Origin of the sequence: Pseudomonas sp. IT-P395 (assembly GCF_949767675.1) — a bacterium.
Classification (GTDB): domain Bacteria; phylum Pseudomonadota; class Gammaproteobacteria; order Pseudomonadales; family Pseudomonadaceae; genus Aquipseudomonas.
Genome location: NZ_CATKPW010000003.1, coordinates 171,952 through 194,742, shown reverse-complemented (window position 1 = coordinate 194,742; position 22,791 = coordinate 171,952). Strand labels below are relative to the sequence as shown.

Here is a 22,791-nt window from a genome sequence, read left to right as displayed (position 1 = left end):
GCATAAATTGGTATATCGCGTTATAACGATACATGGGTGTATGGCTTATGGGCCGCAGTGCTAAGCTGCGCCCATGAACTATCTCGCACATTTACACCTCGGTGGCCAGCGCCCCGGGCAACTGCTCGGCAGTCTGTATGGCGACTTCGTCAAAGGCCGGCTGCAAGGGCAGTTTGCGCCCGAGGTCGAGGCGGCCATTCAATTGCATCGACGGATCGATGTATTCACCGATCGCCATCCGCTGGTGGATATCGCGCTGGGGCGGTTTTCCGACACGCGCCGGCGTTATGCCGGGATTGTGCTCGATGTGTTTTTCGATCATTGCCTGGCGCGGGACTGGCGGCTGTATGCCGATCAGCCGCTGGAGGTTTTCACCGCTGACGTTTATCGGGTTCTGACCCGCGAGCGGCAACTGCCCGAGCGACTGGCGAAGATTGCCCCGCACATGGTCGCCAATGACTGGCTGGGTTCGTATCAGGAATTTGAAGTGCTGGAGCAGGTGTTGCGCGGGATCTCGCGGCGCTTGAGCCGGCCGGAGGAACTGGCGGGTGCGATGCAGGAATTGCGGCGGTTGTATGAGCCGCTCAGTGAAGACTTCCGGCTCTTCTACCCGCAACTCCAGGACTTCGCCCAATCCCCACCAACACCCTGAATCCCTGTGGGAGCTGGCTTGCCAGCGATGGCGTCAGCACATTCAACATTCGTGTCGGCTGGTCTACCGCTATCGCTGGCAAGCCAGCTCCCACAGGGGCCAAGGCGATTTCAGGATTTGTATTTCAGGCAGCGATTGCCGGACGCATTGGGGATTGTAGGGTTTCCGGAATTGCGCCAAACAACGCCTTCTGCACCGCCTGCTGCGCTTCAAACGCCAGCGCAGCACGCTCTCGTCCCTGACAGGCCATCGGCTTGAGCAAGTGCACTTCAACATCGCCGCAATCATTGCTGAACAGGCGCATCAGGTGCGAGAGCAGATCATCGTCGCCAATGAACGGCGCCAGCGCATCGATTTCGCCGTCACGCAGATAACGAATCGCCACCGGTTGCAGCATCACGTCGGAATCAATCGCCGCCGCCAGCAAACGGCCGTGAAAGGTGCGCAGCGAACGGCCATCGGTGGTGGTGCCTTCCGGAAACATCAGCAACGCATGCTCGGTTTGCAGATGACGGGTCATCTGCTTGCGGATCAACTGGCTGTCGCCCGAACCGCGACGGATGAACAGGCTGCCAGCCTTCGCCGCGAGCCAACCAGCCACCGGCCAGGTGCGCACTTCGGCCTTGGACAGAAACGACAGCGGCGTGAGCATGCCGAGCAGCGGAATGTCGGTCCACGACACATGATTGCTGACCCACAGCATCGGCTGCTTCGGCAGCTCACCGTGCACCGTCACCCGAAAGGGCAGGGCGTTGCTCAGGCGCGCCATGAAGAAGCGCGACCAGCGCTGACGCCGCTCCATCGAATGCGCCAGGCCAATGCGTTCAAACACGCCAAAGACGCTGGCCATGGTCAACCCCAGCGCCACCACCAGCAACACCCGCGCGATCCGCGCGTATACGCGCAACCGGCTCATCACACGGCCGCCTTGAAGTGCTTGGCGTAGCGCGGGCAGAGTTCGTCGCGTTTGAGCAGGATAAACACGTCGGCGACCTGGAAGTCTTCATCCCAGCACGGTTCGCCACAGATCTTCGCGCCCAGGCGCATATAGGCCTTGAGCAGCGGCGGCATTTCCGCGATCACGTTCGATGGAATATCCAGCGTCGGCAGCGGATTTTTCGGCTCGGCGCGCAGGTGTTCGGTGCACAGATAACGTTCGCGCAGGCGCTGCATGATCGCGTGGGCCTGGATGCCGCCGTCCTGCATGGGGATGCTCGCGCAACCCATCAGATAGCTGTAGCCGCCCTGATTCAGCACTTCGGCCAACTCGCCCCACAACACCGCAATGGTGCCGCCGTTGCGGTACGCCGGGTCGACGCAGGTGCGGCCGATTTCGAGGATCGGGCCTTGCAGATGGGCGAGGCCGTGCAGGCTGAATTCTTCTTCGCTGTAGAACTTGCCAAGGCTGCTGGCGGCGGTGTGATCGAGCAAACGCGTGGTCGCGACCAAACGGCCGGTGTTCAGATCACGCACGCCGATGTGGCTGCAGTGAACATCATAATCATCCATGTCCAGACCCAGCTCCGCGCCTTTCAATTTGGCGTTGAACTCGCCGCTGAAGACGTTGAAGCGCAGGGCCTGGGCTTGCTGCAAGGCCTCGGCGCCGATCAGGCGTTCGGCTTGCAGGCGGCGTTCATTGCCGGTGTCGCTGATGCGGGCGATCTGAGTCATGTGAATCTCCGTACGGGCCTTTAACCCGTCGTGGGTTGCAGCCGATCGACTTTCTTTATGCAGCCGTGTTGTGCAAAGTCAGGCTATGTAGCCCCGGTGTCATCGCCATGAACCTTTGGTGATGCTTATATGACAGCCCACGAGGAGCCTCTTATGCCCTGGCCAGATCTGCTGCACAGCCCTGACCGATTGCCCGCCGTTGCTGACCTGGCCGAGGGTTTTGCGACGTTGTTGCAGCAACTGGGCAACGTCACGCCGTTCGAATTGGCGGTCGCGGGCGGGCGGCGGATGGCCACCCCGGGGCTGGCGTTTCTGGTCGGTTATCAAGCGGCATTGCGCATGTTGTGGCCGAGTGCGCCGCTGAGCCTTGGTGCGTTGTGTGCGACCGAACAGCGCAGTCTGCGTCCGTCTGACATGCTCACGCGGCTGAGCGATTTGCGCCTGAGTGGGCGCAAGGATTTCGTTACGGCCGGCGATGCGGCGGACTGGTTGCTGATCGCTGCGCGCAGTGAAGCACCCGGTGAAACGCCGCGCTTGAGTCTGGCGGTGGTGTATCCCGGCGAGCCCGGTGTGACGGTAGAGAAACTGCCGGCGCTGCCATTGATGCCGGACATCAGCCATGGTCGGCTGCAGCTTGATAACGCGTTGTGCGAGTTGTTGGCCGGCGATGGTTGGGACGCTTACGTCAAACCGTTCCGCACCCTGGAGGACGTTTATGTGCTGAGCGCGATGACCGCGTGGCTGTATGGCGTCGGGCAGGACAGTGACTGGCCGCAAGCGCTGCAATTGCGTTTGCTGGCGCTGTTGGCCGGGTGTGCCGAGACGAGCCGGCAACCGCCGAACAATCCCGTCGGGCATGTGTTGCTGGGTGGGTTGTTTGCGCAGTTTGCGGCGCTGGAGGGGGAGGTGAGTCAGGCCTTGGCTGACGGGCCGGCAGAATGGGCGCAGATGTGGCAGCGCGATCAAGGGGTGATGCAGTTGGCCGCAGGGGCCAGGGCCAAGCGCTTGGCCAAGGCTTTGGTGGCGGGCTGAAGGGCCTCATCGCGAGCAGGCGAAGGCCTACAGTTGATCGAGTTTCGTCAGTTGAAATGCGATCCCCTGTAGGCCTTCGCCTGCTCGCGATAGCAATCTAAATAACACCGCATACTTGTCATAAACCCCGACTAGTCTCAGCAGGTTCTTTCCATGAGCCCCCACCATGTGCAAAGGCCTGTCGCTGTTTCTGCTGCTGATCACCTTCACCGTTCACGCCGAACAATGGCCGGGTGAAGAATGGCCAACCGGCCCGAAGGTCACCGATACAGAGGCGCTGGATCATTACGCCTTCCCGCCCCGCGATGACAGCACCCGCCAAGGCATCCGCACCGACGCGCTGCTGATCATCCGCGACGGCCAGATCATCTACGAACGCTACGCCGGCCCGACCACAGCACAAACCCCGCACCTGACCTGGTCGATCAGCAAAAGCCTGATGGCCAGCGTGCTCGGTGTGGCCTACGGCGAGGGCCTGTTCAAACTCGACGATCCGGCCGCGAAGTTTTACCCGTCACTGACCAAACACCCGGCGATAAAAATCGCCGATCTGCTGCACTGGGCCTCTGGTATCGATTGGCAGGAAGACTACGAATACGCCCCGCTGAAATCCTCGGTGGTGGCGATGCTCTATACCCGTGGTCATCGCGACATGGCTGCGTTTACCGCCGATCACGATGCCTACGCCGAACCGGGGCAGGCCTTCCGCTATTCCAGTGGCGACAGCAATCTCTTGGCGGCAGCGTTAAAAACGATCGTCGGCCCGCAGCGTTATGCGGATTATCCGTGGGAGGCGTTGTTCGAGCCGTTGGGCATTCGCCACGCCGTTTGGGAGACCGATGCCAGCGGCACGTTTGTCGCGTCGTCTTACGCTTACCTGACGGCAAGGGATCTGGCGCGCGTCGGGCTGTTGATGGCCCGTGACGGGCGCTGGAACGATCGGCAATTGCTGCCCAAGGATTGGGTCGACTTCAATCGGCAGCCCTTCGCCGGTTACAAGGCTCATCAGGACGAAGCGGTGCCCGGCGGCCAATGGTGGCTCAATCGTCCGGCCGATGGCGCCTTGTCACCGTGGCCCGATGCACCGCCCGACACCTTCGCCGCGCTTGGCCATTGGGGCCAGGCGCTGTACGTAATCCCCAGCGCCAACCTGGTGATCGTGCGCTACGCCGATGACCGCGACGACAGTTATCGACACAACGAATTGCTCAAACGCGTGCTGAAGGCGGTGCGGCCATGAAGCGCTTTTTGCTGTTGCTGCTGGTTTTGCTGCTCGGCTGGGTCGTCTACGAGCGCGAAAATCTGTGGGCCTTCCCCGACATCATCAGCGCCTACACCGCCAAGGAATATTGTTCGTGCCGCTATGTGATGAATAACGACGCGCAATACTGCCGTGGCTACGTAAAGCAGTGGTTGCCGACCAGCCAGTTCACCGATGACCCTGCCAGCAAAACCATCACGGTCAGCGGCATGGGCCGCAGCCACCGCGCCCAGTGGTTGAGCGAACGCTTGGGCTGCCGCCTGAACCCCTGAAAACCCGCAATCCTCCTGTGAACAGAGGCCCCTGTGGGAGCTGGCTTGCCAGCGATTGCGTCGGCACAGGCAATATTTGTGTGACTGATACACCGCCATCGCTGGCAAGCCAGCTCCCACAGGGATTTTCATCAATTGATAGATTTGCGGCGACCGAGTTTGCAATAACGGCATAGGCGGTTAAGGTTCGTGCAGGTTTATCGGCCCCACGAGTGTTCAATGTTCAACCGCTCCCTTTGTGCAACCCTGTCCAGCCTGCTGCTCGCCGCCGTCGCGCTGCCGGCGCAGGCCAATTGGTATCTGGACGGCGAGTCGTCGCGGCTGTCGTTCGTCAGCACGAAAAACGCCAACATTTCCGAAGTGCAGCGCTTTCTGGTGCTGCACGGCAAGGTCGACCCCAATGGGCGCGCCGAAGTCGAAGTCGAGCTGGATTCGATCAACAGCGGCATCCCGCTGCGCGATGAGCGCATGCGCAAGGAGCTGTTCCAGATCGAGCAATTTCCAGAAGCGACCATCACCACGCAGATTGATTTGCGCCCGATCAACGATCTGGCCCCCGGTGCGCAGCTGGAATTGCGCCTGCCACTCACCGTCAATTTGCACGGCAAACAACACGAGTACCCCGCCGAACTGCTGGCGACGCGTCTCGATGATCGACGTTTTCAAGTGGTCACGCTAGAGCCGCTGGTGATCAACGCCGAGGATTTCGACCTCGTGCCGGGGCTGGAAAGCCTGCGCAAACTCGCCGATCTGTCGGCGATCAGTCTGTCGGTGCCGGTGGGTGCGGTGCTGATCTTCACGGCGCGCTGACATGCGCGGCGCGGTGTTCCCGTGGCGAGACGGCAACCGTTTCGAGCTATTGATCGACGGCCCGCAATTCTTTCCGCGCATGCTCGAGCAGATTGCTGGTGCGCAGGAGCAGATCGAACTCGAACTGTATCTGGTCGAGGCCGGCGCCTGCGCCGAAACCATCGTGCAAGCGCTGGTGCTGGCGGCCGAACGTGGCGTGCGTGTGCGTTGCTTGTTCGATGATTACGGCAGCCTGGCTTTCACCCTCAATCTGCGTCAGCGTCTGACTCATGCCGGGGTCGAACTGCGTTTCTACAATCGGCTGAACTGGCGGCGCTGGGTCGGCAACTTCTATCGCGATCACCGCAAATTGCTGCTGGTCGATCAATGTCTCGCGGTGGTCGGTGGCACCGGTGTCACCGATGAGTTCTGGACGCCGGGCCATGACAGCAGCGAATGGCACGAAGTGATGGTCGAGATCCGCGGCCCGCTGGTGATCGACTGGCAATTGCTGTTCGACCGTCAGTGGATCGCCAACCGTTATCGCCGCGCCTGGCGCCCGGCCGCGCATTTCGGTCTGCCGCGCCTGCCTCGGGTGCCGGACAAGGGCGAGGGCATGGGCCGTGTGGCGTATGCCGATGCCCGCCAGCATCGTGACATTCTGCAGTCGCTGTTCCGCGCTTTGAACAGTGGGCAAAAACGCATTTGGATGGCCACACCGTACTTCCTGCCAACCTGGAAAATCCGCCGCTCCCTGCGCAAGGCTGCCGCACGCGGTGTCGACGTGCGGCTGCTGCTGACCGGGCCGCGCACCGATCACCCGTCAGTGCGCTACGCCGGGCATCGCTACTACCCACGACTGCTCAAGGCCGGGGTGCGGATCTTCGAATACCAGCCGTGCTTTCTGCATTTGAAAATGGTGCTGGTCGACGATTGGGTGAGCATCGGTTCGTGCAACTTCGATCACTGGAACCTGCGCTTCAATCTGGAGGCAAATCTGGAGGCGCTGGATCCGTCATTAACGGCAGCGGTAGAGGCGAGTTTCGTGAAGGACTTCGGGCTGAGTCAGCAGGTGAGTCTGGAGGAGTGGCAGCGCCGGCCGTTGTGGCGGCGGGTCAAGCAGCGGGTGTGGGGCTGGGTGGATCGGGTGGTGGTCAATCTGCTGGATCGCCGGGGATAGTTGCTACACCAAAAAAACACTGTGGGAGCTGGCTTGCCAGCGATGGCGGAGTATCAGTCAACAGAGATGTTGAATGTGCCGGCCTCATCGCTGGCAAGCCAGCTCCCACAGGTTTATGTGTTGCCTGAAAAATTACAGAAGTTCAAAGCTCTGCTGCGTCACGTCCTGGGAATCCAGGCCGATCTGCACGTTGAACTTGCCAGGCTCTGCCGCATATTTGAGCTGGGCGTTATAGAACTTCAGGTCATCCTCGCTGATGGTGAAGTGCACGACTTTCTGTTCGCCGGCCTTGAGCATGATTTTCTGGAAGTTCTTCAGTTCTTTCACCGGGCGGATCATCGAACCGGTGACATCCTGAATGTACAACTGCACCACGGTTTCGCCGTCACGCTTGCCGGTGTTTTTCACCATGACGCTGGCGTCGAGCTTGCCAGTGGCGTTAAGCGTGGTCGACGACAGCGCCATGTCGCTCAGGGCGAATTGCGTGTAGCTCAGGCCATACCCGAACGGGAACAGCGGGCCAGTCGTGTCATCGAAATACTGCGAGGTGTAGTTGCCCGGTTTGCCCGGCGTGAACGGCCGGCCAATACTCAGGTGGTTGTAGTAAGTCGGGATCTGGCCCACGGAGCGCGGGAAAGTCACCGGCAGTTTGCCCGACGGGTTGTAGTCGCCGAACAGCACGTCGGCGATGGCGTTGCCGCCCTCGGTGCCGCTGAACCAGGTTTCCAGAATCGCGTCAGCCGACTGGTTCTCTTCGAGAATGGTCAGTGGACGGCCGTTCATCAGCACCAATACCAGCGGTTTGCCGGTGGCTTTCAGCGCGCGGATCAGCTCGCGCTGGGTTTCCGGGATGTTCAGGTCGGTGCGGCTGGAGGATTCGTGAGACATGCCACGGGATTCACCTACCGCTGCAACGATCACGTCAGCATCCTTGGCAGCTTTCACTGCTTCGTCGATCAGCACGTTGGCCGGGCGCGGATCGTCGACCACTTCCGGCGCATCGAAGTTGAGGAAGTTCAGGTAGTCGAGCACCTTCTTGTCGCTGGTGATGTTGGCGCCACGGGCGTAGATCAGGTTCGACTTGTTGCCGATCACCGAACTCATGCCATCGAACAGCGTCACCGATTGCGCAGGGCGCCCGGCGGCCGCCCAACTGCCCATCATGTCGATCGGGGCTTTGGCCAACGGGCCGACCAGCGCGACTTTCGCGTCTTTCTTCAGTGGCAGCGTTTCGTTCTGGTTCTTCAGCAGCACCATGCTGCGACGCGCCACTTCACGGGCCTCGGCGCGGTGCAGACGGCTCTCGGCGTAGGTGTCGGCCGGATCATCTTCAGCCTTGCCGATGCGCAGGTACGGGTCCTTGAACAGGCCCATGTCGTACTTGGCCGCGAGCACTTCACGCACGGCGTTGTCGATGTCTTTCTGTTCGATCTCGCCGGACTTGAGCAGCCCCGGCAGTTCTTTGCCGTAGAGGGTGTCGTTCATGCTCATGTCGATGCCGGCCTTGATTGCCAGCTTCGCCGCTTCACGACCGTCGCGGGCCACGCCGTGCTTGATCAGTTCGAAGATCGCACCGTGGTCGCTGACCGCCAGGCCTTTGAAGCCCCAGTCCTTGCGCAGCAGATCATTCATCAGCCAAGTGTTGGCCGTGGCCGGAATGCCGTTGATCGAGTTCAACGCAACCATCACGCCACCGGCGCCAGCATCGATCGCGGCGCGGTACGGCGGCAGGTAATCCTGGTACATCTTCACCGGACTCATGTCGACGGTGTTGTAGTCGCGACCGCCCTCGACCGCGCCGTACAGGGCGAAGTGCTTGACGCTGGCCATGATGCTGTCGGCTGCGCTCGGGGTGGCGCCCTGATAGGCGCGCACCATGACGCCAGCGATGCGCGAAGTCAGGTAAGTGTCTTCCCCGAAACCTTCGGAGCTACGGCCCCAGCGCGGGTCGCGGGAGATGTCGACCATCGGCGCGAAGGTAATGTCGAGGCTGTCGGCAGCGGCTTCTTTAGCGGCAACACGTCCGGACTGGCCGATGGCGTCCATGTCCCAGCTCGAGGCGAGGGCCAGCGGAATCGGGAAAATCGTACGGTGACCGTGGATCACGTCGTACGCGAAAAACATCGGAATCTTCAGGCGGCTGCGCATCGCAGCGTCCTGCATCGGGCGGTTTTCCGGGCGGGTGATCGAGTTGAACGTACCGCCGATATTGCCGGCAGCAATCTCTTTGCGGATCAGCTCGCGGGGCATTTCCGGGCCGATGCTGATCAGGCGCAACTGGCCGATCTTTTCATCGAGGGTCATCTGGTTCATCAGGTTGCTGATGAACGCATCCTTGTTTTCCAGGGGTACCGGGGTCGTGGCGGCCAATACTTGATGACTGGCCAGGCTGACGAACAGACCCAGCAAACACAGCTTCTTCATGAATAGTTTTCTCAAGGGCCCAAGCGGCGATGCAACGCCGGCCAGCCAAAATTTAGGGAGCGACTATTGTTGTTCGGGTACAGGCTCAAAGAAACAGAGCCAAAAACGGCAGCCGACACTTGGCCGCATGATCACGCAGGGCACTTTTTAGCCCATTGCCCCGTCGTAATCCAGCGACGCGGCCGATTATGCCCCAAGAGCCCGCTGAGAATGTTTCGCGCTCGGTTTTTATAATGATATGTGCCAAGGAGCATCACCGCGATGAATGTAAGCCCAACCAATCGCTCGCGTTTGCAGGTCGCCACACTGCTGGTGCTGGCCACGTTGCTGACGGCGTGCGGCATCAACAATATCCCGACCCTCGACGAACAGGCCAAAGCCGCATGGGGCCAGGTGCAGAACCAGTACCAGCGCCGCGCCGACCTGATCCCCAATCTGGTGGAAACGGTCAAGGGTTACGCCAAGCATGAAGAGGAAACTCTCACGGCAGTGATTGAGGCGCGGGCGAAAGCCACGTCGATTCAGGTCGACGCCAGCACTCTCGACAATCCCGAGAAGCTCAAGCAGTTCCAGCAGGCGCAGGATCAACTGAGCGGCGCATTGAGCCGTTTGATGGTGGTCTCCGAGCGTTATCCGGACCTGAAAGCCAACCAGAACTTCCTCGCCCTGCAATCGCAACTGGAAGGCACGGAAAACCGCATTGCCGTGGCACGCCGCGATTTCATTCTGGCGGTGCAGAAATACAACACCGAGATCCGCACCTTTCCCGGTCGCCTCTGGCACAGCGTGATGTACAGCGATCTGCCGATCCGCGAAACCTTCGAAGCCACCACGCCCGGCGCGGAAAAGGCCCCGGAAGTGAAATTCTGATTCGAGGTTGTCCATGCGCGTGTTGAAAATGGGCCTGGTGTTGGTGCTGTGGGTATTAGCCTTCAGCGCCCACGCCGAGTTGACGTTCCCGGCGCTGAGCGGGCGGGTGGTGGACGAAGCGCAGATGCTCGAGCCATCGGTGCGTGCGCAACTGAGCCAGCAGTTGCAGGCCCATGAGCAGGCGACCGGCGAGCAGTTGGTCGTGGTCACGCTGCCGGATCTGCAAGGCACAACCATCGAGGACTTCGGCGTTCAGCTCGGTCGACATTGGGCCATCGGTCAGAAGGACAAGAACAACGGCGCGCTGCTGATCGTTGCCCGTGACGAGCGCAAACTGCGCATCGAAGTCGGTTATGGTCTCGAAGACCGGCTGACCGACGCGCAGACTTCAGTGATCATTCATCAAGTCATCACTCCTGCATTCAAAAGCGGCAACTTCAGCAAAGGCATCAGCGACGGCGTCGCGGCGATGCTGGTGGTGCTCGGTGGTAATCCGCTGGATGAGCCATCGACGGTTTATGAGTCCAGTGGTGATCCGTCCGATGATTTCATCTCACGGCACCCGGGATTGTTCGTGTTTTTGGTGATGTTGTTCATCCTGACGGTGTTTGTCTGCCAGATGCTCGGTATCCTGCCTGCCGGCCGGGGTGGCTCCGGAGGAGGGGGCGGCTTCGGCGGTGGTGGCGGTTTTGGCGGCGGCGGTGGAGGCGGGGGCTTCAGCGGCGGCGGGGGCAGTTTCGGCGGCGGTGGTTCGTCCGGCGGCTGGTGAAATCAGAAGAATAATGAGCAGGCACTTTTCAACATGGCACTACTGACCGAACACGAACAACGCAAAGTCGCCGAGGCGATTGCCCGGGTCGAGCGCGACACCGACGCCGAACTGGTGACGGTGCTCGCGGCGCGCGCTGATGACTACGCGTACATCCCGCTGCTGTGGGCGAGCCTCTTGGCACTGGTGGTGCCGGGCGTCGTCCACTACCTGAGCGGCTGGTTGACCTTGCGCAGTCTGCTGCTGGTCCAGTGGGGCGCGTTTATCGTGCTGTGCCTGCTGTTTCGTCTACCGAAAATCACCACCCATCTGATTCCGCGTCGCGTACGGCACTGGCGCGCGTCGAACCTGGCGCGGCGGCAGTTTCTCGAGCAGAACCTGCACCACACTGTGGGCAGTACGGGAATGCTGATTTTTGTGTGTGAAGCTGAGCGTTATGTGGAGATTCTGGTGGATGAGGGGATTTCCAAACGGCTGGATAACAAGAGCTGGGATGCGATTGTGGCGGCGTTTACCGATCAGGTCAGGCACGGGCGCACGCTGGAAGGGTTTGTGACGTGTATCGAGGCGTGTGGGGAATTGCTGAAAGTGCATGTGCCGGTGACGCAGGTTAGGAATGAGTTGCCGAATCGGTTGGTGGTGTTGGGCTGAAGTACTTTTTTCCTGTTTTAGATCCAAACCCTCACCCCAGCCCTCTCCCTGAGGGAGAGGGGGCCGACCGAGGTGTCTTGCGCTCGACATCGACCTGAAAAACCGTGTCGATTATGGATTCAAGGCAAATCGTTCAAGTCGGTGTATCTCGTCAATATCCCCCAATCAGTCCCCTCTACCTCTGGGAGAGGGCTAGGGTGAGGGCCGCTTTTAAAACCGTTGGGTAAATAAGAGCGTGTCCCCAACCCCCATCACCCCTAAAATACCCGCCATTCCCGATTTCGCCCGTCCGAGGCCGCTTTTCCATGTCCGTTACTGCACCTGCCACCAAGCCCGCGCCCGATCACCACGCCCAGTTCATCGAGCTGCTGCAAACCAGCCTCGACCAGAACGGCTTCATCAAACTGGTGCTGGCCAAGTACGTCGGCGAAGAAGTGGATTTGCAGCGAGTCATCATCAAACCGGTGACGGTCAAGGCGCAGCCGAATCTGTCGTTCGTCTATCGCTACAAAACCCGCGACATCACCAAAAACCTGACCCTGGTCGACGGCGTGGCGGCGATTGCCGCGCTGTTGCCGGCCTCGTTCAAGAATGCGCATTTACTCGCGGTAACTGACGAAGCCCAGCTGGAATACAGCAAAAAGGGCAAGCCTTCGCTGTTCAAGAGCAAACCTCAGCAATTGCGCGAGGCGCCGTCCGCCGAGCACAACCGTGAGAAAAACCGTTTTCTTGAGTTGAGCCGACCGTTCCTCAAAGACTTGGGCGTGACCAACGCGCAACATGAGCTGATTCCGGCGATGTCGCGCAAGTGGAAGCAGATCAACAAGTTCATCGAAGTATTCAGCCATGCCCTGACCTCGTCGCCGCTGGCGCTGGACCAACCGGTACGCGTGGCGGATTTCGGTTCGGGCAAGGGCTATTTGACGTTCGCGATTCACGATTACCTGCGCAACACGCTTAAGGCGGAAGGCGAAGTCACCGGCGTCGAGTTGCGCGAAGAGATGGTCAACCTGTGCAACGCTGCCGCCGCGAAACTCGATCATCCGGGGCTGGTGTTCAAGTGCGGTGACGTGCGCAGCGTGGCGCCGAGCGAGCTGGATGTGATGATCGCCCTGCATGCCTGCGACATCGCCACCGACTACGCGATCCACACCGGCATCCGCTCAGGCGCGTCGATCATCATGTGCTCGCCGTGCTGCCACAAACAGATTCGCCTGCAGATCCAGAGCCCGGCGCTGCTCAAACCGATGTTGCAATATGGTTTGCACCTGGGCCAGCAGGCGGAAATGGTCACCGACAGCCTGCGTGCGTTGTTCCTTGAAGCCTGTGGTTACGAGACCAAGGTGTTCGAGTTCATCTCGCTGGAACACACCAACAAGAACAAAATGATTCTGGCGGTGAAACGCGCCGAGCCGGTCGACCCAGCGCAGTTGTTGGTGAAGATCGAAGAGTTGAAAGCGTTCTACAACATCAGCGAACACTGCCTGGAAACCTTGCTGCGCGCGGATGGCTATCTCGCCTGACTCGGTCCCTACAAGGTTATGTGTTCAAGCTGTGGCAGGTTGCGCCGGGCGCACCGCGGTTTTACGACCGAGCATGACCGTTGCAATCACGCCACACGCAAACAGCCAGGTAATCGGCTCGACATGTTCGCCAAAGAACAGCACCGAAAACGCAATGGTGACGAAGATCTGCAACAACTGGATCTGACTGACCCGGGCAATCCCACCCATGGCCAGCCCGGCGTACCACGCAAAGAACCCAAGAAACTGCGAAAACAACGCCACATACCCAAACGCCCACCAGGTCTTGGCCGATACCGCGCCCTGATGCTGAAGCGCCAGATACAACACCGGCCCGATCAACAGCGGCGTCGACAGCACCAGCGCCCAGCAGATCACCTGCCAGCCACCCATCTCCTTGGCCAACCGGCCACCTTCGGCGTAACCCAAGCCGCCGACGGCAATCGCGCCGAGCATCAACAGATCACCGGCCTGAATACTGCCGGCCCCGGTGTACAACGCATAACCGAGCACCAATGCACTGCCCAACGCCGCACAGGCCCAGAAGGCTTTCGATGGACGTTCGTGGGACAGCCATGCGGCATACAGCGCCACGCACAATGGTTGCAAGCCGTTGACCAGTGCACCGTGGGACGCGGGCAAGGTTTGCATGGCCCACGCCGACAACACTGGAAAACCCAGAATCACCCCGGCGATCACCATGCTCAGGCCTTTGATTTGCTGCCAGGTTGGCCACTTCTCGCGACGCCACAACAACAGCAACGCTGCTGGAATCGCCGCGAACAGTGCCCGGCCCAAACCGTTGAGCAGCGGGTGCAGTTCCTGCACCACGATGCGGGTGAAGGGCAGGGTGAGGCTGAAGATCACCACGCCGAGCAGGCCGAGGGCCATGCCGGTGTTTTCGCGCGAGGACATGATGGGGACCGAAATTGAAGGTGGTTGGGAATGACCTTCATCAAGCCATAAACCGGGCGTTGCGGGCTGTTACAGCTAGGCACAGACTTATCCGTACAGTTTGCTGACGCCGTCGCGAGCAGGCTCACTCCTACAGTTGAGATGCGTACCCCTGTAGGAGTGAGCCTGCTCGCGATGGCGTCAACTCGGTAGTAGCCCGTTGTTACCCGTCACTGTCGAATAGGTCTACCTTGAATACTCCCAAGCATTCCCCCAGAGGAGACCTCCCCATGGCCGCGAAAAAGATCCTGATGCTGGTCGGCGATTACGTCGAAGACTACGAAGTGATGGTGCCATTCCAGGCCCTGCAAATGGTTGGTCATACCGTTCACGCCGTATGCCCGGACAAGGCTGCCGGCAAAACCGTGCGCACCGCGATCCATGATTTCGAAGGCGATCAGACCTACAGCGAAAAGCCCGGTCACCTGTTCGCCCTCAACTTCGACTTCGCCAAGGTCAGCGAAGCCGATTACGACGCGCTGTTGATCCCCGGCGGTCGTGCCCCGGAATACCTGCGCCTGAACGAAAAAGTCCTCGACCTGGTGCGTGCCTTCGACAAGGCCGGTAAACCGATTGCTGCCGTTTGCCACGGCGCGCAACTGCTGGCAGCAGCGGGCATTCTGGAAGGTCGCGAATGCAGCGCCTATCCAGCCTGCGCGCCGGAAGTGCGACTGGCGGGCGGGACGTACATCGATATTCCGGTGACGGACGGCCACGTTCAAGGCAATCTGGCCACGGCGCCGGCATGGCCGGCGCATCCGAACTGGCTGGCGGGTTTCCTCGGCTTGCTCGGCACTAAAATCACCCTGTAACGAGGATCCGCTGATGTGCGAGCTCTACGTCAAGGCTGACCCGATTCTTTATGAGTCACGCTCGCGTTCGCTGCGCATCTGCGGCGTGGTGACGACGCTGCGCCTGGAGAATCAGTTCTGGGACATCCTCAGCGAAATCGCCGAGGTCGACGGCATGACCACCAACCAACTGATCGCCAAGCTGTATGAAGAGGTGATGGATTATCGCGGTGAGGTGGTGAATTTTGCCTCGTTCCTGCGGGTGAGTTGTATGCGCTATCTGAGTCAGCGGCGGGTGAGTGCGCCGGAGTTGTCGGTGGTGCGGGCGGTGGTGAAATAGGCCAGACCGGGTTGACCCCATCGCTGGCAAGCCAGCTCCCACAGGTATTGTGATGCGGCACAGTTATAGGGCACACAACAGACCCCTGTGGGAGCTGGCTTGCCTGCGATTGGGCCGGTACAGGCGACAGAAGGCTGGGGCTGGTCTTTACTCATTTGCGCGAAATCTCTCAATCGCCAAGGAGCAACGAACATGTCCGGATGGTACGAACTCAGTAAAAGCAGCAACGGCCAGTTCAGGTTCGTGTTGAAAGCGGCGAATGCCGAAACGATTCTGACCAGCGAGCTGTACACCACTCGCGCAGCGGCCGACGGCGGCATCGCGGCGGTGCAAACCAACAGCCCGCTCGATGAGCGCTACGAGAAGAAGTCGACGAAGGACGGCCATCCGTATTTCAACCTGAAAGCGGCCAATCATCAGGTCATCGGCAGCAGCGAGGCGTATTCATCGGATGCGGCGTGCGATAAAGGCATTGCCAGCGTCAAGGTGAACGGGCCGAGCAAAGTGATCAAGGACAAGACTTTGCCGGTTCTCTAAACCCGCTTTCAAATCCAACACCATTCCTGTGGGAGCTGGCTTGCCAGCGATGAGGCCATTTCATTCAGCATTGATGTTGAATGATTCACCGCCATCGCTGGCAAGCCAGCTCCCACAGGTTTTTGCGTTGTCAGTGGATCAGCGCAGGGTTTTCAGGATTGCTTGCAGCTGAGTCTGGCCCGCCTCACTCAACGGGAATACCGGCAAGCGCGGATCACCCACCTCCAGCCCGGTCTGACGCAATCCGGCCTTGATCGTCGCCGGCAACCCACCCTTGAGGATGAAATCCAGCAGCGGCAACTGGCGGTAAAACAAATCCCGCGCGCGATCCAGATCGCCGGCCATGGCCGCGTCATAAAGATCCAGATTCAACTGCGGGATCAGGTTCGGCGCCGCCGTGCACCAGCCTTTCGCCCCGGCCGCAAACGCTTCCAGCGCCAGCGGATTGCAGCCGTTGTAGAACGGCACCTGACCTTCACCGAGCAATTGCAGCTTGTGCATGCGCTGAATATCGCCGGTGCTCTCTTTGACCATGGTCACGTTGTCCACGGCATTGACGATGCGCAGAATCAAATCCACCGACATGTCAGTGCCGCTGGTGGCCGGGTTGTTGTAGAGCATGATCGGCACGCCGATGCGCTCGCCGATGGCGCGGTAGTGGGCGAGGATTTCCGCTTCGCTGAGTTTCCAGTACGAAGCCGGCAGCACCATCACCACGTCGGCACCATGGGCTTCGGCGAAACGCGCGCGGCGCACGGCTTTGGCGGTGGTCAGGTCGGACACGCTGACAATGGTCGGCACGCGTTTGGCCACATGCTTGATGCTGAACTCGGCGACCTGATCCCACTCCGCGTCGCTCAGGTAAGCGCCTTCGCCGGTGCTGCCCAGTGGGGCGATGGCGTGGACGCCGCTGTCGATCAGACGATCGATAGATTGTCCGAGCGCTGGCAAATCCAGCCCTTCGCCATTGGCGCCGAACGGGGTGATGGTGTAGCCGATGATGCCGTGAATAGTGGACATGGGAATCTCTCCGTAACAGGTTTCAGTTCAGGCAATCGGCGTGTTGACGCAGGTTCTGCCGGGCGTAGTAGTTGAACGCAGCGGCGTGGCGTTTCGGCTTGGCGATCCAGTCGTGCGCCTCGCGGCCCAGCTCCGGGATGATCGGTTTGATCGTGCCGGCGGCCATCGCCAGCAGTTGCAGTTTGGCCGCGCGTTCGATCAATTGAGCGATGACGCAGGCTTCTTCAATCGTCGTACCGGTCGACAGCTGACCGTGGTGCGAAAGCAGGATCGCGCGTTTGTCGCCCAGCGCACCGGCAATCAGCTCGCCTTCTTCGTTGCCCACCGGCACACCCGGCCAGCCTTCGAGAAATGCGCAGTCGTCGTACAGCGGGCACAGGTCCATGTGGGAAATCTGCAGCGGTACTTCCAGCATCGACAACGCCGCGACGTGCGTCGGGTGGGTGTGGATGATGCAATTCACATCCGGGCGTGCGCGGTACACCCAGCTGTGGAAACGGTTGGCCGGGTTGGCCATGCCGTGACCTTCGAGGACTTCCAGATCCTCGTTGACCAGCAACAGATTGCTCGCGGTGATTTCGTCGAAACCCAGGCCCAATTGCTGAGTGTAATAGGTGCCGGGCTGCGGGCCACGGGCGGTGATTTGGCCGGCGAGGCCTGAGTCGTGACCGTTCTCGAACAGAATCCGGCAGGTCAAAGCCAGCTTTTGCCGGTCTGTCCACGTATTATCCGCGAGGCTTTTTTGCATCTGGGTCAGTGCTTGCTTGACCAGTTGGTCTTTGGGTAGTGCTAATGTCTTGGCCATGTCTGTGTCCTTTGGGTGATTGCAAATGACACGAAAGAGGCTATATGACACAAAGTGTCATTGGCAAGCACAAATCGTCGCTTCCTTGCTGGAATAACTGCCGCGCATGTCTATCCGTTTGAAATTGTTAAGAAAAAAACTTGGGGTAACCCTTGAGGCACTGGCCGAAAAGTCCGGCATGACCAAGAGTTATCTGTCGAAAGTCGAGCGCGGGCTGAACACCCCCTCGATTGCTGCCGCGTTGAAACTGGCGAAGGCGTTGAACGTGAAAGTCGAGGAATTGTTCTCCGAAGACAACGTCAGCCTCGACAGCTACAGCCTGGTGCGCAGCCATGAGCGCCAGTCATTGGCGGCCAATGACCAGAGTCCGGGATATGCCGTGCTCGCGCATCAGGTCAGCGAGCGCAACCTGCTGCCGTTCATCATCTACCCGCCGAGCGAGTTCACTGACAAAACCTTCAAGGAGCATTTGGGCGAGGAGTTTCTGTTCGTCCACGAAGGGCAGGTTGAAGTGGATTTCATGAACGAGAAGGTGCTGCTGGAGCGCGGTGACGCGCTGCACTTCAATGCGCAGAAACCACACCGGATCCGCTCGGTTGGCGAGGTGCAGGCGCAGTTGCTGGTGGTGGTACACAGCGCCGAAGAATGAACCTTAGAGTCAAAGGATCGTCCGAAGGCTCGGGCCGCGTTCGGACGATCTTTTGATCTTGCTTTAAACCTCGACCGGCACCGACAACTTAGGGCTGCCGAGCGCATGGCTCTTGGCATCAAAAAACCGCAACTCAACGCCCGTGCCTTCGAACACCTGCGCGTAATGCCGCTTCTGATGCTGAACAAACGCCGCACTGCGCGGATAAATCGAGATCGCCACCGTTGCAGGTTTCGCCAAGCGCAGCGCCCGAACGATGTGCGCATCCTGCTCGCCCAAGGCATGGCCAAAGATGCACAGACTGCCGCCATGCCCGAGCAACTGCTCATAACAGAACGACAGGTAATCCGAACTGCGAATAGTCTTGAGCTTGTCCGCACTCGGTCCTTCGGTGACGAACAGCGGCACGTCATCCAGTGTCTTGATCGTGTTGTTGATCGCAAAACTACCGAGCAACGTGCCCTCGGTTGAAGTCAGTTTGCGCGCCGTGCCGTCCTGATTGCGCACCAGATGCAGACCGCCGTGCAGGTACAACAGGCGCGGTTTGTCGGTGGCAGTTTCGCTCAGATCAAAACTCGCATTGGCGCCGTTGAACAGGTCGTCGATGGCGTCGCTTTGATGTTGCAGCGCCCAGTAATTGAGCAAGTCGTAGTTGGTGGTGAACACGGTGCGATAGCGCGCCAGTTCTTCGTTCAACGTCGCCAGCGTCGAAGGCTTCACCAGTCGCCACGGAATGTGCACCGCGTGCACGGTGTTGATCAGCGCTTCCTTGATCGCGTAGTAACGATTGCGCGGCGCCGCCGAGCTGACAGCCAACGCCTTGTTGACCCGGCTGGTGGTTTTCAGTGCGCCGAGTACCTGCTCGAAACTGCGCGTCTGCATCGCGTCGAACACCGCCAGTTCCGACGGGCTCAGCGGTTTTTCTTCGACGGTGCGGGCGTTTTCAAACAGCGAGTCGTAGCCGAAGTCGTCCCACACCGCACGGCTGGCGCCATTGCCTACCAACAGACCGTTGAAGTCGGTCGCGGCGCGCAGGGTGTTCCAGTCTTCGAGGCTGGCGTCGACATCGAGAAAATCGGTCATTGCGTAGGCGGTCTCAAAACAAAGGGGCTGATGGACGGTGACTTTATCACGAGCGGGCATTGAGCCAGATCAAGATCGCTCGTGACCGATCGGTCGATGCTGTGTCTATCCGCCGAACCGGAGCAGTCGATTCGGCCCCTGTCAGGAGATGCGCGCATGACCAGCACCTTTTTCATTCCGGCGGTAAACATCATGGGCAACGGCTGCCTCGATGAAGCTATGGTCGCCATTCGCAACTACGGTTTTCGCAAAGCGTTGATCGTCACTGACACGGGGCTGGCCAAGGCTGGCGTGGCCACGATGGTTGCCGAGAAACTGGCGATGCAGGACATCGATTCGGTGATTTTCGACGGCGCCAAACCGAACCCGAGCATTGCCAATGTCGAGTCGGGTCTGGGGCTGCTAAAGGAAAGTCGCTGCGATTTCGTCGTCTCGCTGGGCGGCGGTTCGCCGCACGACTGCGCCAAAGGCATTGCCCTGTGCGCGACCAATGGCGGGCAGATCCGTGATTACGAAGGCGTCGATCAATCGAGCAAGCCGCAACTGCCGCTGATCGCGATCAACACCACCGCCGGCACCGCCAGCGAGATGACCCGGTTCTGCATCATCACCGACGAATCACGGCACGTGAAAATGGCCATCGTCGACCGCAACGTCACACCGCTGCTGTCGGTCAATGACCCCGAGCTGATGGTCGCCATGCCCAAAGGTCTGACGGCCGCCACCGGCATGGATGCGCTGACTCACGCCATCGAGGCGTATGTCTCGACTGCCGCCAATCCGATCACCGACGCCTGTGCGCTGAAAGCCATGACCCTGATCAGCAACAACCTGCGCCTGGCTGTGCGTGACGGCAGCGACCTCGCCGCGCGGGAAAATATGGCTTACGCGCAGTTCCTCGCCGGCATGGCTTTCAACAATGCCTCGCTCGGTTACGTGCATGCGATGGCGCATCAATTGGGCGGGTTCTACGACTTGGCCCATGGCGTGTGCAACGCGGTGCTGCTGCCCCACGTGCAGACGTTCAATGCGCTGGTCTGCGCCGATCGGCTGACCGATGTTGCTCACGCCATGGGCGCCGACATTCGCGGTTTCAGCGCCGAAGAGGGGGCGCAGGCGGCGATCAATGCGATCCGCTGCCTGGCCAAAGATGTCGAGATTCCCGATGGCCTGCGCGAATTGGGCGCCAGGCTCAGTGACATTCCGCTGCTCGCCAGCAATGCGCTGAAAGACGCCTGCGGTCTGACCAATCCTCGGGCGGCGGATCAGCGCCAGATCGAGGAGATTTTTCGTAACGCGTTTTGAGCGGTTACGACGGGGTCAGCCCTTGCCCTCAGAGGTCACCGTAAACGTTCGAACACGGCCCCAATCAGACAATTTTCCATTGATGTTGTGAATGGCGGATATTCGATACCTGCCTTCCTTCAGGGGGAGGGTAGGTTGAGTATGCCATTGCATTTCGCTGTCGACGTCGGCTCTGGCAATCTCCAGGCCGTTGTCCAAATCGATAATGCTAACTCTGCCGATGGGCTGCGTGACATCGCCACGAAAGACCGGAACGGCATCTACCTCGGCTTCTTCCTCCGGTTCCATAACGACCGGAATGTTGATGGGGGGCCGCAAGAGCACCTTGTATTTGCGCTCCTCACTCCAACCTGACTTGACGCCTTCCACCTCCTGGCGGGCTTTAATCCCATGCTCCCCCGGGGACTGGGCTCCGCTGAAGCTGAACGCCCATCGTCCATTTTTGCTGACCTGTCCTCCACCCAGCGAATGCGTCTCTTCAATGTTCCAAACCTGCACCAGAGCACCCGGTATACCGCTGCCGAGAAACAGTGTTGCAACCCCCGTGTTCTTGTCCTTTTCGGGGTACGTGATGGTCGGGGGCGGGACAGGTTGCGTGTTGGGCTTGTCGGGAGTGCTCATTGTGTTTCTCGTTTCAGGCTGATTTGAAACGAAACACTGGCACGGCGTGTCCCGTTTCGAACCTGTAAAAACTACCAGTTTTTTAGCTTTTTTTGCTTGATACGCAATTTCATTTTCTTCTAAAAAACTGTCATTTCTGTCAGTTGTCCGGCGTGGCTACTTCGGATCGAATGCTCTGACAACGGGGGTCGACTTCGATCTCTCTAGGAGCACACGAACATGCCGAAAGCCACAGCACCCACAGCATCGAAAGCCCCCAAAACAGCAAAAGCACAATCAGCAGGAGAGCTGGATGATCGCTTTGGCCTGCGAACGCTGAATTTTCCCGGAGCGAGCAAGACCATTGGCCATGGGGTGGCGATAACGCCGTCGGGGCAAATCATGGTCAGCGCAACCGTTGAGGTATCGGGCCTTTCGTACTACGGCCTGGCGCGTCTGGATGCCAATGGCAATCCAGATCCGGGCTTTGGTAATGGCGGCTATCTTCGCGGCCGATTTGGCAATGGTCTGCTCTCGCAAGCCGGACAGTTGATCGTGGATGCAACCGGCCGGATCTACCTGTGCGGCGTGATTGGCGAGAGCAAAGACACCGCCATCGAATACCAACAGGTCATCGCTCGATTCATGCCCGACGGCTCGCCGGATACCGGGTTCGGCGACGATGACGATGACCATAAAAGCGGTTATCGGATTGTGCCCACGCGTATTCCTCTGCTGACAGGTGCCACGGGTGGCGGTCTGATTCTGGCGAAGTCCACGCCCCTGGCGGCGGAGCCGGACAGGCTGCTTTTCGTGACCTCGCAAAAGGGCAGTGGCTTGCTGACGCGCTTCCTACTGGATGGCTCCGACGACTCATCGTTCGCTGCCAACGGCTGGATTGTCCTGACGCTTAAGGGGGTGGCAATTTCATTGCGAGGGATCATCCAGCTCGACGATGGGCTTATTCTGGTGCATGGCAAAACGGAAATAACCAATCAGGGATTGGTCATGGCGTTCGACAGCAGCGGAAACGTCGCAGAGGCGTTTGGCAACAAGGGGACATTGCTGTTGAACCTTGAACAGGATGACAAGCCGCTCGAAAGCTCGGTCGAGCAGGTCATTGTGCAAACGTCAGAGCGCTTGCTCTTGCTCGGTTCGGCGGTCGAAGCATCGGCAGGGGACAAATTCCAGCACGCGTTTATCAGCGGCATCACCCACACCGGCGAAAAGGATGAAGCATTCAATGGCAAATATCCGGTTATCACCCCTGCGACAGGGACCCTCGATCTCAGGAGCTGGACGGAAGGGTTCGCCCTGGATGACAGCGCCGGCCATCGAATCGTCACGGTTGGACAAACCTCGGGGGGCACACGAGGTTTACTGACGGGAGGCTTTTTGGCAAATGGCGCCGTGGATCCGGCATTCAACGTCGAGGGTGCGGCGCAGATCGAGTGGCCTGCCAAGAGTGCCTGTATGCAGAATTCATCGGTGCTGGTCTTGGGGAACAGAAATGGCAGGGCGCAACTGATTCGCTTGCTAACCGCATCGGTCAGTGATCTGTGAAATCCCCCCGTCGGTTGATTGGCAGAACGGCAATCCTCCGAGATCGGTGG

24 protein-coding genes are annotated in these 22,791 nt (G+C 59.7%); 16 read left to right on the top strand and 8 right to left on the bottom strand.

The window, feature by feature from the left end; all coding sequences use genetic code 11:
• The first annotated feature begins 73 nt into the window (after positions 1-73).
• Positions 74-652, top strand: coding sequence for an ACP phosphodiesterase (locus ACM6IN_RS03245; protein WP_007917067.1), 579 nt, complete (start codon positions 74-76; stop codon positions 650-652).
• 124 nt (positions 653-776) lie between these two features.
• On the opposite strand, the gene ACM6IN_RS03240 is transcribed toward ACM6IN_RS03245, so the two are convergent.
• Both ACM6IN_RS03240 and olsB read right to left on the bottom strand, forming a co-directional pair.
• On the bottom strand, positions 777-1,568 hold the full coding sequence (locus ACM6IN_RS03240; RefSeq protein ID WP_095113830.1) for a lysophospholipid acyltransferase family protein: 792 nt from the start codon (positions 1,566-1,568) through the stop codon (positions 777-779).
• Entirely contained in the window at positions 1,568-2,323 is a 756-nt protein-coding gene (gene olsB / locus ACM6IN_RS03235) for an L-ornithine N(alpha)-acyltransferase (RefSeq protein ID WP_007916280.1), read from the bottom strand. The genes ACM6IN_RS03240 and olsB overlap by 1 nt, the downstream gene beginning before the upstream one ends.
• 153 nt (positions 2,324-2,476) lie before the next feature.
• Between olsB and ACM6IN_RS03230 the strand changes: the two genes are divergently transcribed.
• From ACM6IN_RS03230 to ACM6IN_RS03210, 5 genes are all read left to right on the top strand, one after another.
• Positions 2,477-3,355: an acyl-CoA dehydrogenase gene (locus tag ACM6IN_RS03230; RefSeq protein ID WP_414915397.1), complete on the top strand. Its 879-nt coding sequence runs from the start codon at positions 2,477-2,479 to the stop codon at positions 3,353-3,355.
• Positions 3,356-3,521: 166 nt separating this feature from the next.
• On the top strand, positions 3,522-4,595 hold the full coding sequence (locus tag ACM6IN_RS03225) for a serine hydrolase domain-containing protein (protein WP_414915396.1): 1,074 nt from the start codon (positions 3,522-3,524) through the stop codon (positions 4,593-4,595).
• A complete protein-coding gene (locus ACM6IN_RS03220; RefSeq protein ID WP_123376349.1) occupies positions 4,592-4,888 on the top strand; it encodes an amidase in 297 nt (98 codons plus the stop codon). Before ACM6IN_RS03225 ends, ACM6IN_RS03220 begins: the two co-directional genes overlap by 4 nt.
• Positions 4,889-5,107: 219 nt before the next feature.
• Positions 5,108-5,698, top strand: a complete 591-nt coding sequence (locus ACM6IN_RS03215) for a YceI family protein (RefSeq protein WP_414915395.1) — start codon at positions 5,108-5,110, stop codon at positions 5,696-5,698.
• A gap of 1 nt (position 5,699) precedes the next feature.
• Complete coding sequence (locus ACM6IN_RS03210) at positions 5,700-6,857, top strand: phospholipase D-like domain-containing protein (RefSeq protein WP_414915394.1); 1,158 nt, start codon at positions 5,700-5,702, stop codon at positions 6,855-6,857.
• Positions 6,858-6,989: 132 nt separating this feature from the next.
• Here the strand turns inward: ACM6IN_RS03210 and bglX are convergent, their stop codons facing one another.
• Complete coding sequence (gene bglX, locus ACM6IN_RS03205) at positions 6,990-9,281, bottom strand: beta-glucosidase BglX (RefSeq protein WP_095113824.1); 2,292 nt, start codon at positions 9,279-9,281, stop codon at positions 6,990-6,992.
• 261 nt (positions 9,282-9,542) lie between these two features.
• Here bglX and ACM6IN_RS03200 point away from each other — a divergent pair, with 261 nt between their 5' ends.
• The 4 genes from ACM6IN_RS03200 to ACM6IN_RS03185 all read left to right on the top strand — a co-directional run bounded on the left by ACM6IN_RS03200 (position 9,543) and on the right by ACM6IN_RS03185 (position 13,094).
• Positions 9,543-10,151, top strand: coding sequence for a LemA family protein (locus ACM6IN_RS03200; RefSeq protein ID WP_007916301.1), 609 nt, complete (start codon positions 9,543-9,545; stop codon positions 10,149-10,151).
• A 13-nt stretch (positions 10,152-10,164) separates the two neighbouring features.
• Positions 10,165-10,920 (top strand): TPM domain-containing protein, encoded by a 756-nt coding sequence (locus ACM6IN_RS03195; RefSeq protein ID WP_095113823.1) that lies wholly within the window; start codon positions 10,165-10,167, stop codon positions 10,918-10,920.
• A gap of 33 nt (positions 10,921-10,953) precedes the next feature.
• The gene (locus ACM6IN_RS03190; RefSeq protein ID WP_414915393.1) at positions 10,954-11,571 is read left to right on the top strand and encodes a TPM domain-containing protein; all 618 of its coding nucleotides are present in this window, start codon (positions 10,954-10,956) and stop codon (positions 11,569-11,571) included.
• A gap of 305 nt (positions 11,572-11,876) precedes the next feature.
• On the top strand, positions 11,877-13,094 hold the full coding sequence (locus ACM6IN_RS03185; protein ID WP_095113821.1) for a class I SAM-dependent methyltransferase: 1,218 nt from the start codon (positions 11,877-11,879) through the stop codon (positions 13,092-13,094).
• A gap of 24 nt (positions 13,095-13,118) precedes the next feature.
• Here ACM6IN_RS03185 and ACM6IN_RS03180 read toward each other — a convergent pair whose 3' ends face one another.
• Positions 13,119-14,009, bottom strand: coding sequence for a DMT family transporter (locus tag ACM6IN_RS03180; RefSeq protein WP_414915392.1), 891 nt, complete (start codon positions 14,007-14,009; stop codon positions 13,119-13,121).
• A 269-nt stretch (positions 14,010-14,278) separates the two neighbouring features.
• On the opposite strand from ACM6IN_RS03180, the gene ACM6IN_RS03175 reads away from it, so the two are divergent.
• From ACM6IN_RS03175 to ACM6IN_RS03165, 3 genes are all read left to right on the top strand, one after another.
• Positions 14,279-14,860 carry a DJ-1/PfpI family protein gene (locus ACM6IN_RS03175; RefSeq protein ID WP_007916312.1) on the top strand — a complete coding sequence of 194 codons (582 nt, stop codon included), beginning with the start codon at positions 14,279-14,281 and terminating at the stop codon, positions 14,858-14,860.
• 13 nt (positions 14,861-14,873) lie between these two features.
• Entirely contained in the window at positions 14,874-15,179 is a 306-nt protein-coding gene (locus tag ACM6IN_RS03170) for a ribbon-helix-helix domain-containing protein (RefSeq protein ID WP_007916314.1), read from the top strand.
• 192 nt (positions 15,180-15,371) lie between these two features.
• Positions 15,372-15,716 (top strand): YegP family protein, encoded by a 345-nt coding sequence (locus tag ACM6IN_RS03165; protein WP_007916316.1) that lies wholly within the window; start codon positions 15,372-15,374, stop codon positions 15,714-15,716.
• 138 nt (positions 15,717-15,854) lie between these two features.
• Here the strand turns inward: ACM6IN_RS03165 and ACM6IN_RS03160 are convergent, their stop codons facing one another.
• Entirely contained in the window at positions 15,855-16,736 is an 882-nt protein-coding gene (locus tag ACM6IN_RS03160) for a dihydrodipicolinate synthase family protein (protein WP_414893900.1), read from the bottom strand.
• Between the two features lie 22 nt (positions 16,737-16,758).
• A complete protein-coding gene (locus ACM6IN_RS03155) occupies positions 16,759-17,541 on the bottom strand; it encodes an aldolase (RefSeq protein ID WP_007911518.1) in 783 nt (260 codons plus the stop codon).
• A gap of 106 nt (positions 17,542-17,647) precedes the next feature.
• On the opposite strand from ACM6IN_RS03155, the gene ACM6IN_RS03150 reads away from it, so the two are divergent.
• Positions 17,648-18,190: a helix-turn-helix domain-containing protein gene (locus tag ACM6IN_RS03150; RefSeq protein ID WP_201227620.1), complete on the top strand. Its 543-nt coding sequence runs from the start codon at positions 17,648-17,650 to the stop codon at positions 18,188-18,190.
• 63 nt (positions 18,191-18,253) lie between these two features.
• Here ACM6IN_RS03150 and ACM6IN_RS03145 read toward each other — a convergent pair whose 3' ends face one another.
• A complete protein-coding gene (locus tag ACM6IN_RS03145; protein WP_123594798.1) occupies positions 18,254-19,273 on the bottom strand; it encodes a DUF4917 family protein in 1,020 nt (339 codons plus the stop codon).
• Between the two features lie 156 nt (positions 19,274-19,429).
• Here ACM6IN_RS03145 and yiaY point away from each other — a divergent pair, with 156 nt between their 5' ends.
• Complete coding sequence (gene yiaY, locus ACM6IN_RS03140; RefSeq protein ID WP_007911504.1) at positions 19,430-20,578, top strand: L-threonine dehydrogenase; 1,149 nt, start codon at positions 19,430-19,432, stop codon at positions 20,576-20,578.
• A gap of 15 nt (positions 20,579-20,593) precedes the next feature.
• On the opposite strand, the gene ACM6IN_RS03135 is transcribed toward yiaY, so the two are convergent.
• Complete coding sequence (locus tag ACM6IN_RS03135; protein WP_414915391.1) at positions 20,594-21,199, bottom strand: hypothetical protein; 606 nt, start codon at positions 21,197-21,199, stop codon at positions 20,594-20,596.
• Positions 21,200-21,418: 219 nt separating this feature from the next.
• On the opposite strand from ACM6IN_RS03135, the gene ACM6IN_RS03130 reads away from it, so the two are divergent.
• Positions 21,419-22,741: a hypothetical protein gene (locus ACM6IN_RS03130; protein ID WP_414915390.1), complete on the top strand. Its 1,323-nt coding sequence runs from the start codon at positions 21,419-21,421 to the stop codon at positions 22,739-22,741.
• Positions 22,742-22,791: the final 50 nt, after the last annotated feature.